Consider the following 23,285-nt stretch of genomic DNA (forward strand, 5'->3'; position numbering starts at 1 on the left):
CTGCGAGACTGGCCCCATGCGCATTGTGGTTCTGGCAGGCGGCATCGGCGGTGCACGGTTCCTGCGTGGTCTGAGGCAAGCCGCGCCGGACGCGGACATCACGGTCATCGGCAACACCGGGGACGACATCCACCTCTTCGGGCTGAAGGTCTGCCCCGACCTCGACACGGTGATGTACACCCTCGGCGGCGGCATCAACGAGGAGCAGGGCTGGGGCAGGGCCGACGAGACCTTCCACCTCAAGGAGGAACTGGCGGCGTACGGCGTCGGACCCGAGTGGTTCGGTCTCGGCGACCGCGACTTCGCCACCCACATCGTGCGGACCCAGATGATCACCGCGGGCTTCCCGCTCAGCGCGGTGACCGAGGCGCTGTGCGACCGCTGGAAGCCCGGAGTGCGGCTGCTCCCGATGACCGACGACCGCGTGGAGACGCACGTGGCGGTCGAGCTGGGCGGCGAGCGCAAGGTGGTCCACTTCCAGGAGTACTGGGTCCGTCTGCGCGCCTCCGTCCCCGCTGAGGCCGTCGTGCCGGTCGGCGCCGAGCAGGCGAAACCGGCGCCCGGTGTCCTGGAGGCCCTGGCGGAGGCGGACGTGATCCTCTTCCCGCCGTCCAACCCCGTCGTCTCCGTCGGCACGATCCTCGCCGTGCCCGGCATCCGGGAGGCGATCGCCGACGCCGGTGTGCCGGTGGTGGGCCTGTCACCGATCGTCGGGGACGCGCCCGTGCGCGGGATGGCCGACAAGGTGCTCGCCGCGGTCGGCGTGGAGTCCACCGCGACCGCGGTCGCCGAGCACTACGGCTCGGGCCTGCTCGACGGCTGGCTGGTCGACACGGTCGACACGGACTCCGTCACGCGCGTGAAGGCCGCCGGGATCCTCTGCCGCGCCGTACCGCTGATGATGACCGACCTCGACGCGACGGCGCAGATGGCCCGGGAGGCGCTGACGCTGGCGGAGGAGGTGCGCCAGGCATGAGCGGGGTGACGCACGACGACACTCCGGGCCGCCCGGGGGGCTACCGGGTGTGGGCCCTGCCCGGCCTGCCCGAGGTGCGGCCCGGGGACGACCTGGCCAAGCTGATCGCCACGGCCGAGCCGGCCCTGGCCGACGGGGACGTGCTGCTCGTCACGTCCAAGATCGTGTCCAAGGCCGAGGGCAGGGTCGTCCAAGCCGCCGACCGTGAGGCCGCGATCGACGCGGAGACGGTCCGGGTGGTGGCCCGGCGCGGCCCGCTGCGCATCGTCGAGAACCGTCAGGGCCTGGTCATGGCGGCGGCCGGGGTCGACGCCTCCAACACGCCCTCCGGGACCGTACTGCTGCTCCCCGAGGACCCCGACGCCTCCGCGCGCGCCCTCCGCGAGGGGCTCCGCGCCACGCTGGGCGTGGACGTCGGCGTGGTCGTCACCGACACCTTCGGGCGCCCCTGGCGGGCCGGGCTCACGGACGTGGCGATCGGCGCCGCGGGCGTCCGCGTCCTCGACGACCTGCGCGGCGGCACGGACGCGCACGGCAATCCGCTCGGCGCCACCGTCGTCGCCACCGCCGACGAGCTGGCCGCCGCGGGCGACCTGGTCAAGGGCAAGGCGGCGGGCCTGCCCGTCGCGGTCGTGCGCGGGCTGCCGCAGGTGGTCGCCGAGGGCGACGGCGAGGGCGCCCGGGCGATGGTGCGCGGCGCGCGCGACGACATGTTCCGGCTCGGCACCTCGGAAGCGGTGCGGCAGGCGGTCACCCAGCGGCGTACGGTGCGTGCCTTCACGGACGAGCCGGTCGATCCCGGTGCCGTGCGCCGGGCGGTGGCCGCGGCCGTGACCGCACCGGCGCCGCACCACACGACACCGTGGCGCTTCGTCCTCCTGGAGTCCGAGGACTCCCGCACCCGGCTCCTCGACGCGATGCGGGACGCCTGGGTCGCGGACCTGCGGCGGGACGGCAAGAGCGAGGAGTCGATCGCCAAGCGCGTGCGGCGCGGCGACGTCCTGCGCAACGCGCCCTACCTCGTCGTCCCCTGCCTGGTCATGGACGGCTCGCACACGTACGGCGACGCGCGCCGCGACGGGGCCGAGCGGGAGATGTTCGTGGTCGCCACCGGCGCGGGCGTACAGAACCTGCTCGTCGCGCTCGCCGGGGAGCGGCTGGGTTCCGCCTGGGTCTCCTCGACGATGTTCTGCCGGGACGTCGTGCGCGACGTGCTGGGGCTGCCGGACGACTGGGACCCGATGGGAGCGGTGGCGGTCGGGCATCCGGCCGAGGAACCGAGGGCCCGGCCGGAGCGGGACGCGGGGGCGTTCATCGAGGTGCGGTGAGGCGTTCCGAGTGAGCCTCTACCCTCGTAGGGGCTTCTCCCTCCCCCCGGCCTCCCCCGCTTCCTCTCCTTCCTCTTCTTCCTCTCCTTCCCCTCCTTCCCCTCCCCTCTTCTCCTGAAAGACCTGATCCGTGGCAGGACGTTTCGCTCCCCGGCCCACGCGTGCTCCGGCACGCGGTGGGGACGCCGTCGTGCCCCGGCAGGTGCCCGCGCCGGGCAGGGTGCGGGTGTGGGTACCGGACGGACCGCTGGACCTGGGGCTGGTGCTCGGTCCGCTGCGACGCGGGCCGGGCGATCCGACGTTCCGGACGATGCCGGACGGGTCGGTGTGGCGGGCCACTCTGACGCCCTGCGGGCCGGGCACGCTGCGGGTCACCGCGCGGGGCGGCGAGGTGCGGGGCGAGGCCTGGGGGCCGGGGGCCGAGTGGCTGCTGGAGCAGCTGCCGCGGATGCTGGGCGCCGACGACGACCCCTCCGCGTTCGTGCCGAGGCACCGGCTGCTGGCGGTCACGGCACATCGGCGTCCGGGGCTGCGGCTGGGGCGGACGGGGCTGGTGCTGGAGTCCCTGATCCCCTCGGTCCTGGAGCAGAAGGTCACGACGCTGGAGGCGTATCAGGCGTGGCGGGTGCTCGTGCGGAAGTTCGGCGAGCCGGCGCCGGGCCCCGCGCCCGGAGGGATGTGCGCGATGCCGTCGGCGCGGACGTGGGCGATGATCCCGTCCTGGGAGTGGCATCTGGCCGGGGTGGACGACAAGCGGGCGTCGACGATCCTGCGGGCCGTGCGGGTCGCCGCGCGGCTGGAGGAGGCGGCGGGGATGGACGCCGCGGCAGCGCGGGAGCGGCTGGAGCTCGTGTCCGGGATCGGGCCGTGGACGTCGGCGGAGACCGTGCAGCGCAGTCACGGGGCGGCGGACGCGGTGACGGTGGGGGATCTGCATCTGCCGGGGATCGTGGGGTTCGCGCTGGGCGGGAACCGGTACGCGGACGACGCGGAGATGCTGCGGTTGCTGGAGCCGTATGCCGGTCAGCGGCATCGGGCGGCCCGGTTGGTGCTGCTGAGTGGGCGGGTGCCGGCGAGGCGGGCGCCGCGGATGGCTCCGCGGGGGATCGAGCGGTTGTAGGTGGTCCGGGGTTGCCTGGCACCCGGCGTCGGTGTGGCGCGGGGAGTGCGCGCCCGGCGCCGACGGGGTGCCGCCGCGCCCACCCGTGCCGCCTGGGGTACGTCCCAGGCCGTTCAGGCATCGGACCGTCCAGGCCGCACCGGACACCCCGGGGCGTGAGGAGACCCGCCCCCGCGTTCCCCGACCACGGACACGATCCGTGCCGTTCGGGATGCCCCAGTTGACCAGGTTCGGTCCAGGACTCACGCCTGCTCACTGATGAGGAACGGTCACGTGTCCGACGAGAAGCGGAGTGCCGCCGGGGGGATGTGGGCGTCGCACCAGATTCTGGCGCCGGAGCGGAGTTCGTTGTCGGCGCCGACTACCGCGCCGTCCCCGACGACCGTGTCGGTGAGGACGGTGCGCGTGCCGACGCGGGCGCGGGCGCCGATGAGGGAGTCGGTGATGACGGCACCCGGCTCGATGACGGCGCCCGGCAGGATCGTGCTGCCGAAGACGCGCGCGCCCTCCGCCACGTGGGCGCCCTCCCCGACGACCGTGCCGCCGGCCAGTTTGGCGTCGGGGGCGACCTGGGCCGTGGGCAGGATCAGACGGTCGCCGCAGCGGCCCGGTATCGCCGGGGACGGGGCGCGGCCGAGGACCAGGTCCGCCGAGCCCCGTACGAAGGCCGCCGGGGTGCCCAGGTCCAGCCAGTACGTGGAGTCGACCATGCCCTGGAGATGCGCCCCGGTGGCGAGGAGTTCCGGGAAGGTCTCGCGTTCGACCGAGACGGGCCGGCCCGCGGGGACGGTGTCGATGACCGAGCGGCGGAAGACGTACGCCCCCGCGTTGATCTGGTCGGTGACGATCTCCTCGGGGGTCTGGGGCTTCTCCAGGAAGGCGAGCACCCTGCCCGTGTCGTCCGTGGGCACCAGACCGTACGCCCGGGGGTCCGTGACCTTGGTCAGGTGCAGGGAGACGTCCGCGCCCGTCGTTTCGTGGGCGCGGACCAGCGCGCCGATGTCCAGGCCCGTCAGGATGTCCCCGTTGAAGATCAGGACCGGGTCGTCGGGTCCCGAGTGCAGCCGGGACGCCACGTTGCGGATCGCGCCGCCCGTGCCGAGCGGTTCCTCCTCCGTGACGTACTCGAGGTGCAGGCCCAGGGACGAGCCGTCGCCGAAGTACGGTTCGAAGACCTCGGCCAGGTAGCTGGTCGCGAGGACGATGTGTTCGACGCCGGCCGCCTTCGCCCGCGCCAGTTGGTGCGTGAGGAACGGCACTCCGGCCGCCCGGACCATGGGTTTGGGTGTGTGCACGGTGAGCGGGCGCAGCCGGGTGCCCTTGCCGCCGACCAGGAGGATCGCTTCTGTCACCTGTCGTCTCTGCTTCCTGCCGGGACCGGCCGAACTGTCTTTCGGCGGGCCAGTGTATGCAGACCGTTCCCCGGCCGTTCGAGGGCCGTTCGGTGGCCGTTCCTCGGCGCCTTCGACGACCGCGCGGTGTCCCGTCCTCAGCGGCCCTGGTACTTCCCCGCCTTCGAACGGACCGAGCCGAGCCTGTCGTAGAGCCTCTCGCCGGGGCAGCCCGTGGCGAAGCCGTCGCGATGACCGGAGATGACGTTCAGTCGTACCTTCCTGCCCTTCGGGTAGAGGTTGCCACCCCCGGACTTCAGGTATGTCTTCCCGCGCGGATTCATGCCGTAGCGCCCGACCTTCCACGCGGTGAGCCGGGCGATCGCCTTCAGGGCGGCCGACGACGGCTCCTTGGCGCTGTAGGTGCCGAGAACGGCGATCCCCGTGCTGTTGGAGTTGAACCCCCGGGTGTGGGCGCCCAGGACCGGCTTGGACACGCCCCCGGCCCGGCCCTCGTAGATCTTCCCGCACTTGTCGACGAGGAAGCTGTAGCCGAGGTCCCGCCAGCCCATGCTGCCGACGTGGTAGCGGTAGATGCCGCGAATGACCGACGGCGCCTGTGAACAGGTGTAGTCGTTGCCGGTGTCCGAGTGGTGCACGAAGGCCGTCTTGACCCTCTTGGTGTACACGGCCCCCTTCTCGCGCAGCGTCTCGTCCGCGCCCCAGCCGCGGCGCGTGATGATGCCGGGGCGGGCGCCGACGTGCGGCTTCGCCTTCCGCCCGGCGGGGACGGACCGTGCGGCCCCGGTCCGCGCGCGGCCCGTCCCGGGTGGGACGCCCTTGCCGGGGTCGACGAGTTCGAGGCGCAGCCCGGTGGGGAGCCGTGCGGCGGCCGGGGCGCTTCGGTCGGCCCCGGTGGCCTTCTCCGAGCGCACTCGTACCTCCACGCCGTCGGACTCGCCCGCCCACAGCGGTGCGGTGGCGCCGCGGACGCCGCCCGAGGTGCTCTCGCGGGTGCCGGGATCGGCGGCGTGGTCGGCGTTGTGGGTCTCCAACTCCTTCCAGCCGGACCAGATGCCGGTGGCGGCGGCGCGGGTGCGGACCTCGACGCGGCCGTGGAGCGCGGCGGTCGGCCGGTCCCAGACGACGCCGACGAGCGAGAAGGGCCGTACGTCCCGGCGGGTCAGGCCCTGTTCAGCGGCGCCGGGCGCCCGGTCGCGGGCGAGGTGGGCGAGGGGGAGCGAGCGGGTGCTGCCGGGGACGTACGCTCCGGACCGCGGTCCGGCCCCGGCCGTGGGTGGAGCCGAGGAGGGAGGGGTCGAGGAGGGAGGCGTCGAGGAGGGAGGGGTCGAGGAGGGAGGCGTCGAGGAGGATGTGGCGGCCGCCGCGGGCGGGGCGAGCGGGAGGGCCAGGGCCGCCGCGCACGTGACGCCGATCGAGGAAGCTGGGAATCCACGCATGCCCCTGATCCTGGACATGCTCGGACGAACATGTCCATCGGGGATCTGACGGGCCGTGGGATTCTTCGCCCGATCCGGTGGTGGTGCGGTACGCCGTCCGCTCGGTGCGCGTGCCCCGGCCCGCGTACGCTTGCACGGGTGAACGCGACCGATCGCACCCCTGCCGACCTGCTGAGTTCCGCGCTCGCCGCGGACCCGGGACGCCCCCTGGTGACCTTCTACGACGACGCCACGGGCGAACGCGTCGAACTCTCCGTGGCCACCTTCGCCAATTGGGTGGCCAAGACCGCGAACCTGCTCCAGGACGAGCTGTCCGCCGAACCCGGCGACCGGGTCGCGCTGCTGCTGCCCGCGCACTGGCAGACGGCGGTGTGGCTGCTGGCGTGCGCGTCGGTGGGTGTCGTCGCCGACGTGGCGGGCGACCCCGGAGCGGCGGACGTGGTCGTGAGTGGGCCGGAGCCCGAGTCGTTGGAGGCGGCGCGGGCGTGCGAGGGCGCGCGGATCGCGCTGGCGCTGCGGCCTCTCGGGGGGCGGTTCGCACCGGCTCCGCCGGAGGGCTTCGCCGACTACGCGGTGGAGGTGCCGGGGCAGGGAGACCGGTTCGTGCCGTACGTGCCGGTGGACCCGGAGGAGCCGGCGCTGATCGTGGCCGGGCGGGAGTTCAGTGGCGCGGAGGTCGTGGAGCGGGCACGGGCGGAGGCGTCGGGGCTGGGACTCACCGGGCCGGGGGCGCGGATCCTGTCGGGGCTGCCGTACGACACGTGGGAGGGGTTGAGCGCGGGGCTGTACGGGCCGCTCGCGAGCGGGGGGTCGGTGGTGCTGTGCCGGCATCTGGAGCGGGCGGCGGCCGGCGTGGTGGACCAGCGGATCGAGACGGAGCGGGTCTCGGCCACGGCGCGGTGACGTTCCTGCGGGGGTGCCGGTGACGGGTGCGGGGGCGGGCGCCGGTGAGTGGGCGCCCCACCGTCAGTCCTCGCACGGGTCCGCCTTCTGCGGAGCGGCCACGCCCGGCAGTTCGGCGGCGCGGGCGGTCGGGAGGCCCTGCGCGGTCAGTTCGGCCCGGTGCTCCTTCACCCGCGCCCCGGTGCCCGGCCGGGGGCCTCCCCCGGACGGCCTCTCCCACGGACGGCCTCTCCCACGGACGGCCTCCCCCCCCCGTTCGGACCACTCCCGTTCCACCCCCGGCGCCCGCTCGGGGCATGGTCGTACCAGCGCACGGGTGTGGGACGGAGGGCAGGCGTGGGCGATGACGCGGGCACGGCGGCCTCCGGCGGGGGCGACGTGGGGCGCGGCGCGTCCGCGACCGGGGGCGGGCTGCGGCGGCGGCGCCGCAGGCGGCGGCTGGGGATCGCGGGCATCGCGGTCGTCGTGCTGGCCGGGGGCGCCGCGGGTGTCGGGTGGGCGGTGTACGCCAAGCTGAGCGGCAACATCACGGCGGACGAGGCGGCGGCGGCCGAGCTGGCCCGGTACGAGAAGGAGCGGCCCACCGCCCAGGTGCGCGGCGCCCAGAACGTCCTGGTGATCGGGTCGGACTCGCGGGCCGGAGACGGCAACGCGCGATACGGACGGGACTCGGGCACCGAGCGGTCGGACACCACGATCCTGCTGCACCTGGCCGCGGGCCGGGACAGTGTCACCGCCGTCTCCCTCCCCCGCGACCTGATGGTGGACGTGCCCGACTGCCACCGTCCGGACGGGTCACGCAGCAAGCCGGTGTTCGCGCAGTTCAACTACGCCTTCGAGGCGGGCGGTTCGGCGTGCTCGATCCGTACGGTGGAGAAGCTGACCGGCATCCGAATCGACCATCACGTGGTCGTCGACTTCCAGGGCTTCAAGAAGATGGTCGACGCGCTCGACGGCGTCGAGGTGTGCCTGCGCAAGCCGGTCGACGACAAGGACGCCCAACTGAGGCTGCCCGCGGGCCGGGTGACGCTCGACGGGGAGCAGGCGCTCGGGTACGTCCGCGCCCGGAAGTCGCTCGGCGACGGCAGCGACACCGACCGGATGGACCGGCAGCAGCGCTTTCTGGGAGCGCTCGTGAACAAGGTGCAGAGCAATGACGTGCTGCTGAATCCGGTGAAGCTGTATCCCGTTCTGGACGCCGCCACGTCGTCCCTCACCACGGACCCGGATCTGGCGAGTCTGCGCGGTTTGTACGACCTCGTGCGCGGCCTGCGCGGGATTCCCACCGAACGCGTGCAATTCCTGACCGTCCCCCGGGAGTCCTACGCGGGCGACGCCAATCGTGACCAGCTCGTGGAGCCCGACGCCGAGAAGCTGTTCACCCGCCTGCGGACGGACGAACCCGTGACGATCGCCGCTCCCCCACGGGACTCGGGAGGCGGTTCCGCAATTCCCGGCGAACCCGGCGGCACCGTTTCCCCGGCGCCGACGTTCAGCGGGAACACCGCCGCCGAGGACATCTGCGGGTAAAGCGCATTCCAAGACGGAGCAAGGCGCACGCAAGACGGACACGAATGAACGGACAGTTGTCCAATAAATGCGCCGTATTGCCCACTTGTAAGGTTCGTGGAATGCGTCACTGCCAGTCGCCCCGCGCCGAACGAGGCGGTTAGTGTGAGCGATCCGGTGTGAGTTGAGTAAGACCGGGCGCCCGGAGGGGAAGGGCGCCGCGTGGCCCCGACGGAGGATTCGGACAACCGTGGACGCGCAAGGCCGTGGGCAGGCGGAGGGCATCGACCCCGCAGACCAGTGGGTACTCAATCCGGACACCGGCGACTACGAATTGCGACTGTCCCCTTCCGCACCGCAGTCACCGGTCCCGGGACCCCGCCGGGCCACGCGGTCGCCGAAGCCGGCACCGCGGCGGGAGTCGGAGCCGCCGGAGTCCCCGCCGGAGCGTGAGGTCCCCGGCCCGCGCAGGCGCCGTGGGACGCCCGAGGAGCCGCCGCCGGGGCGGCGCGGCCGTCGGCGTCCGGCGAAGAAGAAGTCGAGGACCAAGAAGATCCTGCTGTGGACCGGCGGCACGATGGCCTTCGTCGTCCTCGCCGCGGGCACGGCCGGATACCTGTACCTGGAACACCTCAACGACAACATCCAGTCCGTCTCCGACGACGGTGCGAGCACCGGCGGGTTCCAGAAGGACAAGGCGATCAACATCCTGTTGATCGGCACCGACAAGCGCACCGGAGACGGCAACGCCGGATACGGCGACACCGGCAGCGCCGGCCACGCCGACACCACGATCCTGCTGCACGTCGCCAAGGACCGCTCCAACGCCACCGCCCTCAGCATCCCCCGCGACCTGATCGTCGACATCCCCGACTGCCCGACCACGCAGGAGGACGGGAGCACGAAGGTCATCCCGGGTTCCACCGGCGTCCGCTTCAACCAGAGCCTCGGCCAGAGCGACCGTACGCCCAGCTGCACCATGCGGACCGTGACCGAGCTGACCGGGGTCACGCCCGACAACTTCATGGTGGCCGACTTCAACGCGGTCAAGACCCTCACCTCGGCCGTCGGAGGTGTCGAGGTCTGCCTGGCGAAGGACATCGACGACCCCGACTCGCACCTGAATCTGTCGGCGGGCAAGCACACCGTCGAGGGCGAGGAGGCGCTCGCGTTCGTCCGCACCCGGCACTCCGTGGGCTTCGGCGGCGACCTGAGCCGCATCGAGATCCAGCAGCAGTTCCTCAGCGCGCTGATGCGCAAGCTGAAGTCCAACGACACGCTCACCAGCCCCTCGAAGATGCTGAAGCTCGCCGAGGCGGGCACCGAGGCGCTGACCGTCGACTCCAAGCTGGACGACATCGGCAAGCTGAAGGACCTCGGTCTGGAGCTGGGCAAGCTCAACACCAAGAACCTCACCTTCACGACGGTGCCGGTGGTGGACAACCCGGCCGAGGAGACGCCGGTGACCGTCGTCCTCAAGGAGGGGCCCGCCCAGCAGGTCTTCGACATGGTCAAGAACGACGTCTCCTTCACCGAGGTCAAGCAGCAGGAGAAGGAGAAGCAGAAGAAGGAGGACGCCGCCGTCGCCGCCCGCCTCAAGGGCGAGAAGTCCGAGCCCGGCGAGGTCCGCGTCCGCGTCGTGAACGGCGGCGCCTCCTCAGGCAGCGCGGGCCGGGAGCTGACCTACCTGCAGAACGAGGCCGGGGTCACCAAGTCGGAGAACGCGGGCAACGCCCCGGCAGACCTGCCCAGGACGACCTTGGAGTACGCCCCCGACCAGGCCGACCAGGCCCGCGCCCTCGCCGGGATCCTCGGCCTGTCCGGCGCCGCCATGAAGCCCGGCGAGAGCGTCACCAACTCCCAGGGCCTGCCCGCCATGACCCTCACCCTCGGCAAGGACTTCAAGGGCGCCGGAGTCAAGCTCGACGCCGCCTCCGGGAAGACACCCGACGGTGTTCAGAAGTCCACGGCGGACAAGGTCGAGTGCGCGAAGTGACCTGACGGGTCCCTCGTACGTCTGACAGGACGACAGTCCATCGGTGAACGGTCCAACGGCGAACAATCCGTCGGCATCGCCGTACAGCCAACGAGGGGCTCCGTACGTCCAACTGTGCGAACAGGTCGCGCGCAGGGGCTCGTTCGCGGGCCCGAGGGTGGGAGAAGGACATGACGCAGGGCAGTGTGCACGAGGAGGGAACGCGTCGGGGCACCGTCCGGCACGCCCGCGGTGGCAGGAACACCGGCGACGGCCGGGACGACGACGGCACCGGTACCGCGGACCGCCAGGGCCCGCCCGGCGGAAGAGGCAAGCGCTCCGAACGCCGCCGGCCCGGACGGAAGCACCGGGCGCTGCGCTGGTCCGCGACGACCCTCGCGGTGCTGATACTCGGCACGGCCGGCGCCGGATACCTCTACTACGAGCACCTGAACGGCAACATCGAGAAGGGCGAGCGCAGCAGCGGCGACTCCAAGGCGCACCGGACCGAGCCGAACGCCGCCGGACAGACCCCGCTGAACATCCTGCTGCTCGGCTCCGACAGCCGCGCCTCCGACGCCAACGTGGCGCTGGGCGGTGGCAAGGACCACCGCGACAACCCGCCGCTGGCCGACGTGCAGATGCTGATCCACCTGGCCGCGGACCGCAAGAGCGCCGCGGTGGTGAGCATCCCCCGGGACACCCGGGTCGACATCCCCGCGTGCAAGGACCCCGACACCGGGGAGAAGTTCGGGGCGACCAACGCCATCATCAACGGGTCGCTGGCCCGCGGCGGCGCCGGCTGCACCCTGGCCACCTGGGAGAACCTCACCGGGGTCTACATCGACCACTGGATGACGATCGACTTCGCGGGCGTGGTCTCGATGGCGGACGCCGTCGGCGGGGTCGAGGTCTGTGTGAACCAGAACGTGTCGGACCGCCCACTGCCCGGCGTGCCCGGCGGCTCGGGCCTGAAACTGACGGCTGGCTCGCACAAGGTCCAGGGCGAGCAGGCGCTCCAGTGGCTGCGCACCCGGCACGCGTGGGGCAGCGACCCGCTGCGGGCCCGGGCCCAGCACATGTACATGAACTCGATGATCCGCACGCTGAAGAGCCAGAACGTGTTCACCGACGCCGGCCGCCTGATGAACCTGGCCGAGTCCGCCACGAAGTCCCTGACGGTCTCCGAGGAGCTCGACACCGTCAAGAAGCTGTACGACCTGGGGATGCAGCTCAAGACGGTGCCCACGGACCGCCTCACCATGACGACGATCCCCACCGTCCAGGACCCCCAGGACGAGAACCACCTGCTGCCCGCCGACAGCGCGGACAAGATGTGGGCGATGCTCCGCGACGACGTGCCGTTCGACGACAAGGGCGGCAAGGGCAGCGCAGGGGGCAAGGGGGACAAGGATCAGCAGGGCTCGGACAGGAACGGGGGCAAGGACGCCGCCGGCGGGACGCCCTCCGACGAGCCCGCCGCCGACGCCGAGATCGGCGTCCTCGTGCAGAACGCCACCCGCTCCGCCACGCTCGGCCCCGTCAGCGGCCGCGCCGGCGCGGTCGCCGGGACGCTGGTCGACAAGGGTTTCACCAGGGCGACCAAGGACACCTCGGCCGCGCTCTCCGAGGAGCGGACCGTGGTCCGTTACCCGGACGACGCGTTGGCGGGCGACGCACGGCGCGTCGCCGAGGCGATGGGGATCCCCGCGAACGCGGTGCGCAAGTCGACGGACGTGTCCGGGATCACTCTCGTCGTGGGAGCTGACTGGCGCTCCGGCACGTCCTACCCGAAGCAGAAGACGCCCGAGGCCGGAGACCTTCCGAAGGACAGCGACGCCCTCAACGGCTCGGACGCCGGCACGTGCATGGACGTCTACAAGCCCTACCGATGGTAGGAGTTCAGGAAAATAGGAGGGAATGCCCTGTTGTAGGGGTGCCGATCGCGGCACCAGTGTCGTTCGACGCTGAACTGGGCGGATAGTGTGTGCGCGCCAGTGCCCCCTGCCGCGAGGCCCGCCCTGGCGTCGTGCACCAGTTGACTCTCTACCGTGCGCCTTCAAGGGAAGGTGCCGCGTGGCCCCGACGGAGGATTGGGAGACCGTGGACGCGCAAGGACGTGGGCGGGCAGACGACGTGGACCCCGCGGACCAGTGGGTACTCAATCCACGCACCGGTGAGTACGAACTGCGGCTGTCCCCCTCCGCACCGCAGTCGTCCGTCCCCGGACCGCGCAGGTCCGCCCCGGACTCCCCGGCGGGCACCGACGGCAGGAACGGCGACGCCGGTACGGCACGTCGTCGTACGGCCGCTCCCGACCGGGAGGTACCGCCGCAGCGGCGGCGCCGTCCGGAGCCCGAGGAGCCGGTCCCGGGCCGGCGCGGACGCCGGCCGGAGAAGAAGAAGTCGAAGGGCAAGAGGGTCCTGCTGTGGACCGGCGGCAGCATGGCCTTCGTCGTCCTCGTGGCCGGTGTCGGCGGCTACGTCTACCTCAAGCACCTCGAGGGCAACGTCTCGACGACGGACGTCGGCACCGCGGGCAGCAGCAGCTTCAAGAAGGACGAGGCCTTCAACATCCTCATCATCGGCACCGACAAGCGCACCGGTGAGGGCAACGAGGGCTACGGCGACAAGGGCAGCGTCGGACACGCGGACACCAACATCCTGCTGCACGTCGCCAAGGACCGCTCCAACGCCACCGCGCTCAGCATCCCCCGCGACCTGATCGTCGACATCCCCGACTGCGAGACCACGCAGGAGGACGGGACGACGAAGGTCATCCCGGGGACCTCCGGCGTCCGGTTCAACCAGAGCCTCGGCGACCTGGGCCGGGACGCGGGCTGCACGATGCGCACGGTGGCGGAGGCGACCGGGATCAAGCCCGACCACTTCATGATGGCCGACTTCAACGCGGTCAAGACGCTGACCACCGCCGTGGACGGCGTCGAGGTGTGCGTGGAGCACGCCGTCGACGACAAGAAGTCCAAGCTCCAGCTCCCCAAGGGCGAGTCCATGGTCGAGGGTGAGAAGGCCCTCGCCTTCGTCCGCACCCGGCACGCCTTCGGCAACGAGGGCGACCTGGACCGCATCAAGGTGCAGCAGCAGTTCCTGGGCTCGCTCATGCGCAAGATGTCCTCCGGCGACACCCTCACCAGCCCCACCAAGCTGGTGAAGCTGGCCGAGGCGGCGACCAACGCCCTCACCGTGGACAAGGCCATCGGCAACGTGGGCACGCTCAAGGACATCGCCCTGGAGCTGAAGAAGGTGCCGACGAAGAACATCACGTTCACCACGGTGCCGGTGGTCGACAACCCCGCCGAGAAGGTCAAGGCGACGGTGGTCCCGAACGAGGCCAAGGCGCCCCAGGTCTTCGAGATGATCGTGAACGACATCTCCTTCACCGAGGTCGAGCAGAAGGAGAAGAAGGAGAAGGCCGCCGTCGCCGCCCGCCTCAAGGGTGCGAAGTCCGAGCCCTCCGAGGTCCGCGTCCGCGTCCTCAACGGCGGCGCCCCCGCCGGCAGCGCCCAGCAGGAGCTGTCCTACCTCCAGACCGAGGCCGGCGTCTCCAAGTCCGAGAACGCGGGCAACGCCCCGGCAGACCTGCCCAGGACGACCTTGGAGTACGCCCCCGACCAGGCCGACCAGGCCCGCGCCCTCGCCGGGATCCTCGGCCTGTCCGGCGCCGCCATGAAGCCCGGCGAGAGCGTCACCAACTCCCAGGGCCTGCCCACCATGACCCTCACCCTCGGCAAGGACTTCAAGGGCGCCGGAGTCAAGCTCGACGCCGCCGTCAAGAAGCCGGACCTGGACAACGCGTCCACGGCCGACCAGAAGCTGTGCGCCAGTTGACCTGAAGGGCCCGTCCTACGTCTCACAGGACGGCTACGGGCCCGTGCGGTGGCGCGGGGGTGGGGAGAGGGGCGCGGACATGACGCGAAGCGGTGTGCAGGCGGAGGACACGCAGGAGGGCCCGGCAAACGCCCCCGAGCGTGAAGAGGCCGCCCGGGGGGACGGCGACAACGGTGTCGGCGGCACCGACGACACCCGGGAGACCGGTGACGCGTCCGATGAGGGGACCGGCGACGAGGCCGGCGACGGGCGGCGTCCGCGACGGGGCCGCCGCGTCCTGCGCTGGACCGCGGTGGCGCTCGCCGTGGTCCTGGCGGGCACGGCCGGCGCGGGGTACCTCTACTACCAGCACCTCAACGGCAACATCAAGAAGGACGTCCTGAACCTGGGCGACAACAAGGTCGCCGAGCCGACGCCGAACGCGGCCGGGCAGACCCCGCTCAACATCCTCGTCATCGGTTCGGACGCCCGGGACAGCGAGGCGAACCAGCAACTGGGCGGCGCCCGCGAGACGTTCGGCTCCACGCCGCTGGCGGACGTGCAGATGCTGGTGCACCTGTCGGCCGACCGCAGCAACATGTCGGTGGTCAGCATGCCGCGCGACACACTGCTCGAGATACCCAGGTGCACCGACCCGGACGACGGCGAGGTCTACCCGGCGAGCGACGGCCGGGTGATGACCAACCAGAGCCTCGGCCACGGCGGCCCCGGCTGCACGGTGGCCACCTGGCAGGAGCTGACCGGCATCCACATCGACCACTTCGTCATGGTCGACTTCGCGGGCGTCGTGTCGATGGCCGACGCCGTCGGCGGCGTCCCGGTCTGCGTGGACGCCAACATCCACTCCCGCGACAACGAGGGCCACGGCTCCGGCCTGAAGCTGGCCAAGGGCACCCACCCGGTCAAGGGCAAGCAGGCCCTGCAGTGGCTGCGCACCCGGTACGGCTTCGAGGACGGCAGCGACCTGGCGCGGGCCAAGGCCCAGCACATGTACCTGAACTCGATGGTCCGGGTGCTGCGCGAGAACGCCACCCTGAGCAGCCCCAACAAGCTGCGCAGGCTCGCCGAGGAGGCCACCGCGGCGCTCACCGTCGACCCGGGCCTGGACACCGTCAAGAAGCTGTACGACCTCAGCGACGAACTGCGCCGGGTGAAGCCGGAGCGCATCACCATGACCACGATGCCCAACCGGTACGTGGGCGCCCGGGTCGAACCGACCGAGGACGCGGAGCAGTTGTTCCGGCTGGTGCGCGAGGACATCGCGCTGGACGGCAAGGACGCGAGGAAGAAGCCCGACGCCGAGCCGAAGGCCCCGGCCGACCCGGCCGCCCCGGACGCCGAGATAGCGGTCCGGGTCCGCAACGGCACCCGCACGGACCGCCTCGCGATGGCACCCGGACGCGCGAACACGGTCGCCGGGCTCCTGGCGGACCGGGGCTTCGCCAAGGCGGTGGCGGACCCCTCGGTGCTGCCGAGCGAGGACCGCACCGTCGTCCGCTACCCGAGCGCCGACCTGGAGGGCGACGCACGGCGCGTCGCCAAGTCCCTGGGCGTTCCGGCGGGTTCGGTGCAGCGGTCCACGGACGTCTCCGGCGTGACGCTGGTCGTGGGCGCCGACTGGCGCGAGGGCACGGCGTACAAGGCGCCCGGGAGCGACGACAGCACCCCCGAGTCCGCCGAGGCCCTCAACGGCGCGGACGAGAGCGCCTGCATGGAGGTGAACCCGGCGTTCACCTGGTCCTGACGGACGTCAGCGCGTACCGGCGGCGTCCGTGGCGTCCGCGTCCGCGCCGGGCTGGACCGCCGGACGCCGCGAGGCGATGACCTTCCTGGCCAGCGACTTGGGACTGGTCAGGAAGCCCCAGCCCCAGGACATGTGCATGGTCGCCAGCGCCACCGGGATCCGCGCCCGCGCCTTCAGGCCGAGGCCCTTGCCGGCGGGCAGCGAGCCCGCCACGATCGCCGCGAGGTAGCCGCCGGGGACGACGAATCCCCACGGGGTCAGCGCGGCGCCCACCACGACACCGGCCGCGATGGCGACCACGGCGGTCGGCGGGGCGAGGTAGCGCAGGTTGATGGAGCCGGAGTGGTAGCGGGCGACGACGTGGCGCCAGCGGCCGTAGTCCTTGTACTGCTTGGCCAGCGCCCGCATGCTCGGCCTCGGGCGGTAGGAGACCCGCAGCTCGGGCGAGAACCAGATCAGGCCGCCGGCCTCGCGGATGCGGAAGTTCAGCTCCCAGTCCTGGGCGCGGACGAACTCCTCGTTGTACCCGCCCTGCCGCTCCAGCGCCTCGCGGCGGAAGACGCCGAGGTAGACGGTCTCGGCGGGCGCTGCCTGACCGCCCGTGTGGAACGCGGCGTTGCCGACCCCGATCTTCGACGTCATCGCGGCGGCGACGGCGTCCTCCCAGGCGTTCTCGCCCTCGGCGTGCATGATGCCGCCCACGTTCTGCGCGCCGGTCTCCTCGAGGAGCCGTACGGCCGTGGCGATGTAGTTCGGCGACAGCATGCCGTGCCCGTCGACGCGGACGACGACCGGATGGCGGGAGGCCTTGATCGCGGCGTTCAGCGCGGCGGGGGTACGGCCGGTGGGGTTCGGCACGGTGTGGACCCGGGGGTCCTCGCGGACGAGTTCGGCGGCGATCTCTTCCGTACGGTCCGTGGAGGGACCGACGGCGATCACGACCTCCATCTCGCCGGCGTACTCCTGGGCGAGGATGGCGCGGACGGCGCCGCGCAGGTGCCGCTCCTCGTTGAGGACGGGCATGATCACGGAAACGGCGGGCGGCCGCACGTCGGACTTGGCGTTCATCGGTGCTCACGTTACCGCGAACGGGGGACACGGGTGCGCGCCGCGGGGGTCACGGGCCCGGGCAGCAGATCGTATGGGCCTACGGTGCTCACGAATCCCACGTCCGGCCTCGCGGTCCACACCCGGGGCCCGTCCCCGCGGAGGTGTCACCTTGCCCACGCCGCCCCGCTCCCCCCGGGTCCCGGCCTCGTCCCCCCGGGGCGGGCCCCCGCCGCAGCGCGGCGGCCCCCGGCCCGCCGGACGCCCGCCGCGGCCCCCCGTCCGGCGCAGGCGGCCGCGCTGGGCCGTACGGGCGGTGACCGCGCTGTCGGTGGTGGTGCTGGCCTCCGCGGGGATCGGGCACGCCGTGCTGTCGGGCCTGGACTCGGACATCTCCCGGGTCGACGCCTTCAAGGACATGAAGAACCGGCCGCGGGCGGGCGACGGCATGAACGTCCTGATGGTCGGCACCGACGGCCGCGACAGGATCAGCGAGGAGCAGCGGCGCGCGTACAGGCTGGGCGGCGCCCCCTGCCACTGCACCGACACCATCATGATCGTGCACATCTCGGAGGACCGGGAGCGCGCGAGCGTGGTCAGTCTGCCGCGCGACTCGTACGCCGAGACGCCCGGCCACACCGACCGCACCACCGGCGAGCACCACAGGGGTCATCCGCTGAAGCTGAACGCCGCCTACGCCGAGGGCGGCCCGCAGCTGACCATCCGCACCGTGGAGAACATGACCCGGGTGAAGATCGACCACTACCTGGAGGTGGACTTCACCAGCTTCATGAAGACCGTGGACGTCCTCGGCGGCGTGCGGATCTGCACCGTCCAGCCGCTCAAGGACAGCTACACCGGGCTCGACCTCGCCCCGGGCACCCACACGCTGATGGGCGGGCAGGCGCTGCAGTACGTGCGGGCCCGCCATCTCGACGGGGCCTCGGACCTGAGCCGGATGAAGCGCCAGCAGCGCTTCCTGGCCGCCCTGATCGACCGGGCGACGTCCTCGGGGATCCTGCTGAACCCGCTGAAGTTCCGTGACGTCACCCGGGCGGTGCTGGGCTCGGTCCGGGCCGACCAGGGCTTCGGCACCGACGAGCTGCTGACGCTGGGACGGGCGATGCGGAACTTCTCGCCGTCCTCGTCCGAGTTCACCACGGTGCCGATCGGGCAGATGGGCTACGCCGTCAAGGGCGTCGGCTCGACCCTGAAGTGGGACCCCGCGAAGTCCGAGCGGCTCTTCGACGCCCTGCGCGAGGACAAGCCGCTGGCCGCGCCGAAACCGAAGCCGGAGGGCCCGGCGCCGGTGCGGGTCCCGGTGGACCCGAAGCAGATCCGGGTCCAGGTGGAGAACGGCACCCGCACCTCCGGGCTCGGCAAACGGGTGGACGACGCACTGGCGGCGGCCGGGTTCCGCACCACCAAGGCGCCGCGGAACGCCACCGACCGGGCCGTCGAGCGGACCGTCGTGGCCTACGACCCCCGCTGGGACCAGTCGGCGAAGTCCCTGGCCACCGCCCTGCCCGGCAGCGAGCTGAAGGCCGTCGAGGGGCAGGGGGCGACACTGAAGGTGATCGCGGGCGCCGACTTCGAGAAGGTCGTGAAGGTGCGGCCGGCGGACCCGCCGCAGGAGTCGGGCACGGTGGTGCGGGGCGACGAGGTGACCTGCGGCAAGGAGTGAGCGCCCCGGGGCGGGGCGGCTCAGTCGCCGGAGGCGCTGACCTTCTCGTCGTTCTTCAGCTCCTGGACCAGCTTCTTGACCTTGGCCTCGTCCCACTTGAGATTGGAGCCGACGCTGCCGGAGATCGGCATGTTCATCGAGGTGCCGTCGCCGCCGCTGACGCTCTTCATCGCCCAGAACATGCTCGCCAGGTCGAACAGGCCCATGTCCTTGTCGACGATGAGGGAGTCGAGGCCGGCGCCCATGGTCGGGTACAGCCTGAACGGGTTGAGGACCGTCGACGGGGTGGCCACCTGGCTCGCCAGCGCGGACAGGAACTTCTGCTGGTTCTTGGTGCGGTCCAGGTCGGAGCCGGCCAGCGCGTACCGGGTGCGGACGAAGGCGAGGGCCTCCTGGCCGTCCAGGGTCTGCTTGCCCTTCTTGAGGTCGGCGCCGGACTTCTTGTCCTTGATGTCCTGCGGGATGTCGATCTCGACGCCGCCGACCGCGTCCACGATGTTGGCGAAGCCGCCGAAGCCGATCTCGACGTAGTGGTCCAGGCGCAGCCCGGTGTTGTACTCGACGGTGCGCACCAGCAGCTCGGGGCCGTCCTCGGCGTAGGCGGCGTTCAGCTTGGTGTGCCGGCCGGTGCCCTTGTACGTCTTGCCGGACTCGGAGCCGACGAAGCTCGGGATCTCCACGTCCGAGTCGCGGGGCAGGGAGATCAGCGTCGACCCGTTGTCCCCGGTGTGCAGGATCATCATCGAGTCGGTGCGCTTGCCCTCGGCGTAGCCGGTGTGCAGGTCCTTCATCTCGTCCTTGGACATGCCCTCGCGGCTGTCGGACCCGACGATGAGGTAGTTCGTGCCCTCGCCGGCCTCGGGCCGGTCGATGACCTTGGAGAGGTCGACCTCGCGGTTGAGCTTGGAGTCGGCCCAGAAGTAGGTGCCGACGGTGGTGACGACCAGCACGGTCACCACCGTGATCGCGGTCCACTTGATCCGGCGGCGCCAGTTCGGCGCGGGCCTGCCCGGGCGCGGGCCGCCGGGGCCGGGGCCCTGGCCGCCACCGCCGCCGTAGACCTGGCCGGTGTTGTAGCCGCTGTCGTAGCCGTCGCCGCCGTGTCCCTGGCCGTCGGTGTACGACGGCTGCTGCGGCACTCCGGACCCGTACGGCGGGGCCTGGCCCGGGCCGCCGGGCGGCGGTGTTCCGCGGCGGACCTGACGCATCACGCGCGCGCTCTCGGGCCGTGCGCTCGCGCTGCCGCGTCCGTAGCCGCCGCCGCGTTGGTCACCGGACCGTCCCTCGGGCCAATCATTCATGCGCACCAGTGTGCAGGCCCGCACGGTGGGCGAGACAAGAGTCGTCGGAAAATCAGGGCAGCGCTGTTGCGAAGCTGACACAAAACTACGCCGTGGTAGCTCCGGCATAAGGTGGAGGCCATGACAGACCAGGCAGAACAGGCCTCGGCCGCGCAGTCGGCGACCCCGGAGATCCCGGGCAAGCCGACCTCGGCTTCCCGCACCACCCTCAGCCACATCATGACGCACGGCGACACCAACCTTCTGGGCACGGTCCACGGCGGTGTGATCATGAAGCTCGTCGACGACGCGGCGGGCGCCGTGGCCGGACGCCACTCCGGCGGCCCCGCCGTCACCGCGTCCATGGACGAGATGGCGTTCCTCGAACCGGTCCGCGTCGGCGACCTCGTCCATGTGAAGGCCCAGGTCAACTGGACCGGCCGCAGCTCCATGGAGGTCGGCGTCCGGGTGATGGCCGAGCGCTGGAACGAGTCCACCCCGGCCACCCAGGTCGGTTCGGCCTACCTGGTCTTCGCCGCGGTGGACGCGGACGGCAAGCCGCGCACGGTTCCGCCGGTGCTCCCCGAGTCCGAGAAGGACAGGCGCCGCTACCAGGAGGCCCAGATCCGCCGCACCCACCGCCTGGCCCGCCGCCGCGCGATCCTGGAGCTGCGGGAGAAGCGGATCGCGGAGGGGTTCCAGGACTGACCGGCCGGGAGGGCGGTCAGAGCATCAGCAGCAGCCGCGTGTTCGGGACGAGCTTGCGGTTCACGCTGGTGCTCTGCACGAAGATGGTGAAGTCGTCGTTGTGGTCCGGCTTGATGCGGACCTCGACGTCCGGCAGGCCGAGCAGGGCGCGGGCCTCGGGCCCCGTGTACACCCGGTCCGTCTTCTTCTCCAGCACCGATATCCGCTTCTTCGGCTGGACCTTCTCCGACTTGCTGAGCTGGTAGAACGCGCCGCCGGTGCGGTAGGTGTGGCCGGACTCGACGACCCAGTCCCGGATGGCCACGTCGCGGGTCACGTCGATCAGCTGGTACTTCGACGACTCCACCGGGGCGAGGCCGGCCGCCTTGATGGTGTCCTTGTTGACCGTGTCCGCCCCCGTGGAGAACACCGCCCGCGAGCCGCGGATGCCCCGGGTGCGGCCGATCATGAACTTCTCGGTGGCCTCCTGGATGACCTGTCCGGCCTCCTGCAGCCCCTGCGTGCTCGTGGCGTCCCAGATGGCGATGTTGTCCTTCGGGAACCCGTACTGCATGGCCTCGCGCTTGCCCATCTGGTCGGGCACCAGGACGGCCAGCGTCCAGTTGTCCTCCTGGGTCTCGATCATCCCGGCCACGGCCTGGACCAGGGCGCGCGGGTCCCGGGCGGGGGCGTCCGGGCAGTGGTGGCTGACGTTCTCCTGGCCGTCGGTGAGGACGAAGGTCAGGAAGCTGTGGTCTCCGTACAGCTGGGCCGTCTGCGCCAGTTCGCGCTGGGACTTCAGGGTGGCCGCCAGCAGCGCCGTCATGCCGCCGACCCGGTACATCTGCTTCAGCGACGGCATGCGCAGCACGTCCTTGTCGTAGATGACGCACTCCACCTGGTCGGCGAAGACGTACACCGTGACACGGGTCTCCTGGTCCAGCTCCTGGGAGCGGCGGGCCAGGTAGGAGATCTGCTCGTCGGCGACCTCGACCACCTTGTGGCTCAGGCGGGACATGGACGAACTGGCGTCCAGCACGAGAGCGACGTGGTTGATGTAGTTCTGGCTCCTGGACATGGCGGATCCCCCTCGTTCCGTCTCCGATTCGATGGTCCTACCGTCTCACCCACCACTGACAATCGGCCGGAACGGGCGAGGGGCGCCCCTCGGCGGGACGCCCCTCGCTCAGCGCACGGCCACCGTCACGGCAGGTTGCGGGCCATGACGATGCGCTGGACCTGGTTGGTGCCCTCGTAGATCTGGGTGATCTTGGCGTCGCGCATCATGCGCTCCACCGGGTAGTCGCGGGTGTAGCCGTAGCCGCCGAGGAGCTGGACGGCGTCCGTGGTGACCTCCATGGCGACGTCGGAGGCGAAGCACTTGGCGGCGGCGCCCTGGAAGGTGAGGTCGCCGTCGCCCCGCTCCGACTTCGCGGCGGCCGCGTAGGTGAGCTGGCGGGCGGCCTCGATCTTCATGGCCATGTCGGCCAGCATGAACTGAATGCCCTGGAAGTCGGCGATCGGCTTGCCGAACTGCTTGCGCTCCTTGACGTAGCCCTTGGCGTAGTCGAGGGCGCCCTGGGCGATGCCGAGGGCCTGGGCGGCGATGGTGATGCGGGTGTGGTCCAGCGTCTTCATCGCGGTGGCGAAGCCGGTGCCCTCCGCGCCGATCATGCGGTCGGCGGGGATGCGGACGTTGTCGAGGTAGACCTCGCGGGTCGGGGAGCCCTTGATGCCCAGCTTCTTCTCCGGGGCGCCGAAGGAGACGCCCTCGTCGGACTTCTCGACGACGAACGCGGAGATGCCCCTGGAGCGCTGGGCGGGGTCGGTGACGGCCATCACCGTGTAGAACTCCGACTCGCCCGCGTTGGTGATCCAGCGCTTGACGCCGTTGAGGACCCAGAAGTCGCCGTCGCGGACGGCCCTGGTCTTCATGCCGGCCGCGTCCGAGCCCGCGTCGGGCTCGGAGAGGCAGTAGGAGAACATGCCGTCGCCCTTGGCGAGCGGGGCCATGTACTTCTTCTTCAGCTCCTCGGACCCGGAGAGGATCACCGGGAGCGAGCCGAGCTTGTTCACGGCCGGGATGAGGGAGGAGGACGCGCAGACGCGGGCCACCTCCTCGATCACGATGACGGTGGCGAGCGCGTCGGCGCCCGCGCCGCCGTACTCCTCGGGCACGTGCACCGCGTGCAGGTCGTTCGCGGTCAGCGCGTCGAGGGCCTCGCGCGGGAAGCGGGCCTCCTCGTCCACCGCGGCGGCGTGCGGCGCGATCTTCGCCTCGGCCAGCGAGCGGACGGCGTCCCGGAGCATGTCGTGCTCCTCCAACGGGCGGTACAGGTCGAAGTCAGCCGATCCGGCCAAGGTCTCTCACGCTCCAAAACGCTGCGATGCT

17 protein-coding genes are annotated in these 23,285 nt (G+C 71.6%); 11 read left to right on the top strand and 6 right to left on the bottom strand.

The window, feature by feature from the left end; genetic code table 11:
- The first annotated feature begins 16 nt into the window (after positions 1-16).
- The 3 genes from cofD (at position 17) to BJ961_RS32190 (ending at position 3,424) form a co-directional block, all read left to right on the top strand.
- Complete coding sequence (gene cofD, locus BJ961_RS32180) at positions 17-976, top strand: 2-phospho-L-lactate transferase (RefSeq protein WP_271416279.1); 960 nt, start codon at positions 17-19, stop codon at positions 974-976.
- A complete protein-coding gene (locus BJ961_RS32185; protein WP_271416280.1) occupies positions 973-2,304 on the top strand; it encodes a coenzyme F420-0:L-glutamate ligase in 1,332 nt (443 codons plus the stop codon). The genes cofD and BJ961_RS32185 overlap by 4 nt, the downstream gene beginning before the upstream one ends.
- 130 nt (positions 2,305-2,434) lie before the next feature.
- Positions 2,435-3,424, top strand: coding sequence for a DNA-3-methyladenine glycosylase family protein (locus BJ961_RS32190; protein WP_271416281.1), 990 nt, complete (start codon positions 2,435-2,437; stop codon positions 3,422-3,424).
- Between the two features lie 269 nt (positions 3,425-3,693).
- Here BJ961_RS32190 and manB read toward each other — a convergent pair whose 3' ends face one another.
- Positions 3,694-4,776, bottom strand: a complete 1,083-nt coding sequence (gene manB / locus BJ961_RS32195; protein ID WP_271416282.1) for a mannose-1-phosphate guanylyltransferase — start codon at positions 4,774-4,776, stop codon at positions 3,694-3,696.
- Between the two features lie 137 nt (positions 4,777-4,913).
- Positions 4,914-6,215 (bottom strand): peptidoglycan recognition protein family protein, encoded by a 1,302-nt coding sequence (locus BJ961_RS32200; RefSeq protein WP_271416283.1) that lies wholly within the window; start codon positions 6,213-6,215, stop codon positions 4,914-4,916.
- A 138-nt stretch (positions 6,216-6,353) separates the two neighbouring features.
- On the opposite strand from BJ961_RS32200, the gene BJ961_RS32205 reads away from it, so the two are divergent.
- From BJ961_RS32205 to BJ961_RS32230, 6 genes are all read left to right on the top strand, one after another.
- Positions 6,354-7,118 (top strand): TIGR03089 family protein, encoded by a 765-nt coding sequence (locus BJ961_RS32205; protein WP_271416284.1) that lies wholly within the window; start codon positions 6,354-6,356, stop codon positions 7,116-7,118.
- A 336-nt stretch (positions 7,119-7,454) separates the two neighbouring features.
- Positions 7,455-8,648 carry an LCP family protein gene (locus tag BJ961_RS32210; protein WP_271416285.1) on the top strand — a complete coding sequence of 398 codons (1,194 nt, stop codon included), beginning with the start codon at positions 7,455-7,457 and terminating at the stop codon, positions 8,646-8,648.
- Positions 8,649-8,877: 229 nt separating this feature from the next.
- The gene (locus BJ961_RS32215) at positions 8,878-10,623 is read left to right on the top strand and encodes an LCP family protein (RefSeq protein ID WP_271416286.1); all 1,746 of its coding nucleotides are present in this window, start codon (positions 8,878-8,880) and stop codon (positions 10,621-10,623) included.
- A 170-nt stretch (positions 10,624-10,793) separates the two neighbouring features.
- Positions 10,794-12,500, top strand: a complete 1,707-nt coding sequence (locus BJ961_RS32220; RefSeq protein WP_271416287.1) for an LCP family protein — start codon at positions 10,794-10,796, stop codon at positions 12,498-12,500.
- Positions 12,501-12,705: 205 nt separating this feature from the next.
- Positions 12,706-14,451 (top strand): LCP family protein, encoded by a 1,746-nt coding sequence (locus BJ961_RS32225; RefSeq protein WP_271416288.1) that lies wholly within the window; start codon positions 12,706-12,708, stop codon positions 14,449-14,451.
- Between the two features lie 79 nt (positions 14,452-14,530).
- Positions 14,531-16,195: an LCP family protein gene (locus BJ961_RS32230; protein WP_271416289.1), complete on the top strand. Its 1,665-nt coding sequence runs from the start codon at positions 14,531-14,533 to the stop codon at positions 16,193-16,195.
- Positions 16,196-16,201: 6 nt separating this feature from the next.
- On the opposite strand, the gene BJ961_RS32235 is transcribed toward BJ961_RS32230, so the two are convergent.
- A complete protein-coding gene (locus tag BJ961_RS32235) occupies positions 16,202-17,263 on the bottom strand; it encodes a glycosyltransferase family 2 protein (protein ID WP_271416290.1) in 1,062 nt (353 codons plus the stop codon).
- A 151-nt stretch (positions 17,264-17,414) separates the two neighbouring features.
- On the opposite strand from BJ961_RS32235, the gene BJ961_RS32240 reads away from it, so the two are divergent.
- On the top strand, positions 17,415-18,926 hold the full coding sequence (locus tag BJ961_RS32240; protein ID WP_456300703.1) for an LCP family protein: 1,512 nt from the start codon (positions 17,415-17,417) through the stop codon (positions 18,924-18,926).
- A gap of 20 nt (positions 18,927-18,946) precedes the next feature.
- Here BJ961_RS32240 and BJ961_RS32245 read toward each other — a convergent pair whose 3' ends face one another.
- Entirely contained in the window at positions 18,947-20,227 is a 1,281-nt protein-coding gene (locus BJ961_RS32245) for an LCP family protein (protein ID WP_271416292.1), read from the bottom strand.
- A gap of 120 nt (positions 20,228-20,347) precedes the next feature.
- Here BJ961_RS32245 and BJ961_RS32250 point away from each other — a divergent pair, with 120 nt between their 5' ends.
- Positions 20,348-20,914 carry an acyl-CoA thioesterase gene (locus BJ961_RS32250; protein ID WP_271416293.1) on the top strand — a complete coding sequence of 189 codons (567 nt, stop codon included), beginning with the start codon at positions 20,348-20,350 and terminating at the stop codon, positions 20,912-20,914.
- 16 nt (positions 20,915-20,930) lie between these two features.
- Here the strand turns inward: BJ961_RS32250 and BJ961_RS32255 are convergent, their stop codons facing one another.
- Both BJ961_RS32255 and BJ961_RS32260 read right to left on the bottom strand, forming a co-directional pair.
- A complete protein-coding gene (locus BJ961_RS32255) occupies positions 20,931-21,971 on the bottom strand; it encodes a vWA domain-containing protein (RefSeq protein ID WP_271416294.1) in 1,041 nt (346 codons plus the stop codon).
- Positions 21,972-22,096: 125 nt separating this feature from the next.
- Positions 22,097-23,254, bottom strand: a complete 1,158-nt coding sequence (locus BJ961_RS32260) for an acyl-CoA dehydrogenase (RefSeq protein WP_271416295.1) — start codon at positions 23,252-23,254, stop codon at positions 22,097-22,099.
- Positions 23,255-23,285: the final 31 nt, after the last annotated feature.

The sequence above is a fragment of the Streptomyces lienomycini genome, assembly GCF_027947595.1.
GTDB lineage: Bacteria > Actinomycetota > Actinomycetes > Streptomycetales > Streptomycetaceae > Streptomyces > Streptomyces lienomycini.

Coding starts and splice junctions, on each gene's coding strand:
- BJ961_RS32250 (WP_271416293.1), top strand. CDS start 20,348: ATGACAGACCAGGCAGAACAGGCCTCGGCCGCGCAGTCGGCGACCCCG.
- BJ961_RS32220 (WP_271416287.1), top strand. CDS start 10,794: ATGACGCAGGGCAGTGTGCACGAGGAGGGAACGCGTCGGGGCACCGTC.
- BJ961_RS32255 (WP_271416294.1), bottom strand. CDS start 21,971: ATGTCCAGGAGCCAGAACTACATCAACCACGTCGCTCTCGTGCTGGAC.
- cofD (WP_271416279.1), top strand. CDS start 17: ATGCGCATTGTGGTTCTGGCAGGCGGCATCGGCGGTGCACGGTTCCTG.
- BJ961_RS32230 (WP_271416289.1), top strand. CDS start 14,531: ATGACGCGAAGCGGTGTGCAGGCGGAGGACACGCAGGAGGGCCCGGCA.
- BJ961_RS32200 (WP_271416283.1), bottom strand. CDS start 6,215: ATGCGTGGATTCCCAGCTTCCTCGATCGGCGTCACGTGCGCGGCGGCC.
- BJ961_RS32235 (WP_271416290.1), bottom strand. CDS start 17,263: ATGAACGCCAAGTCCGACGTGCGGCCGCCCGCCGTTTCCGTGATCATG.
- BJ961_RS32185 (WP_271416280.1), top strand. CDS start 973: ATGAGCGGGGTGACGCACGACGACACTCCGGGCCGCCCGGGGGGCTAC.
- BJ961_RS32245 (WP_271416292.1), bottom strand. CDS start 20,227: ATGAATGATTGGCCCGAGGGACGGTCCGGTGACCAACGCGGCGGCGGC.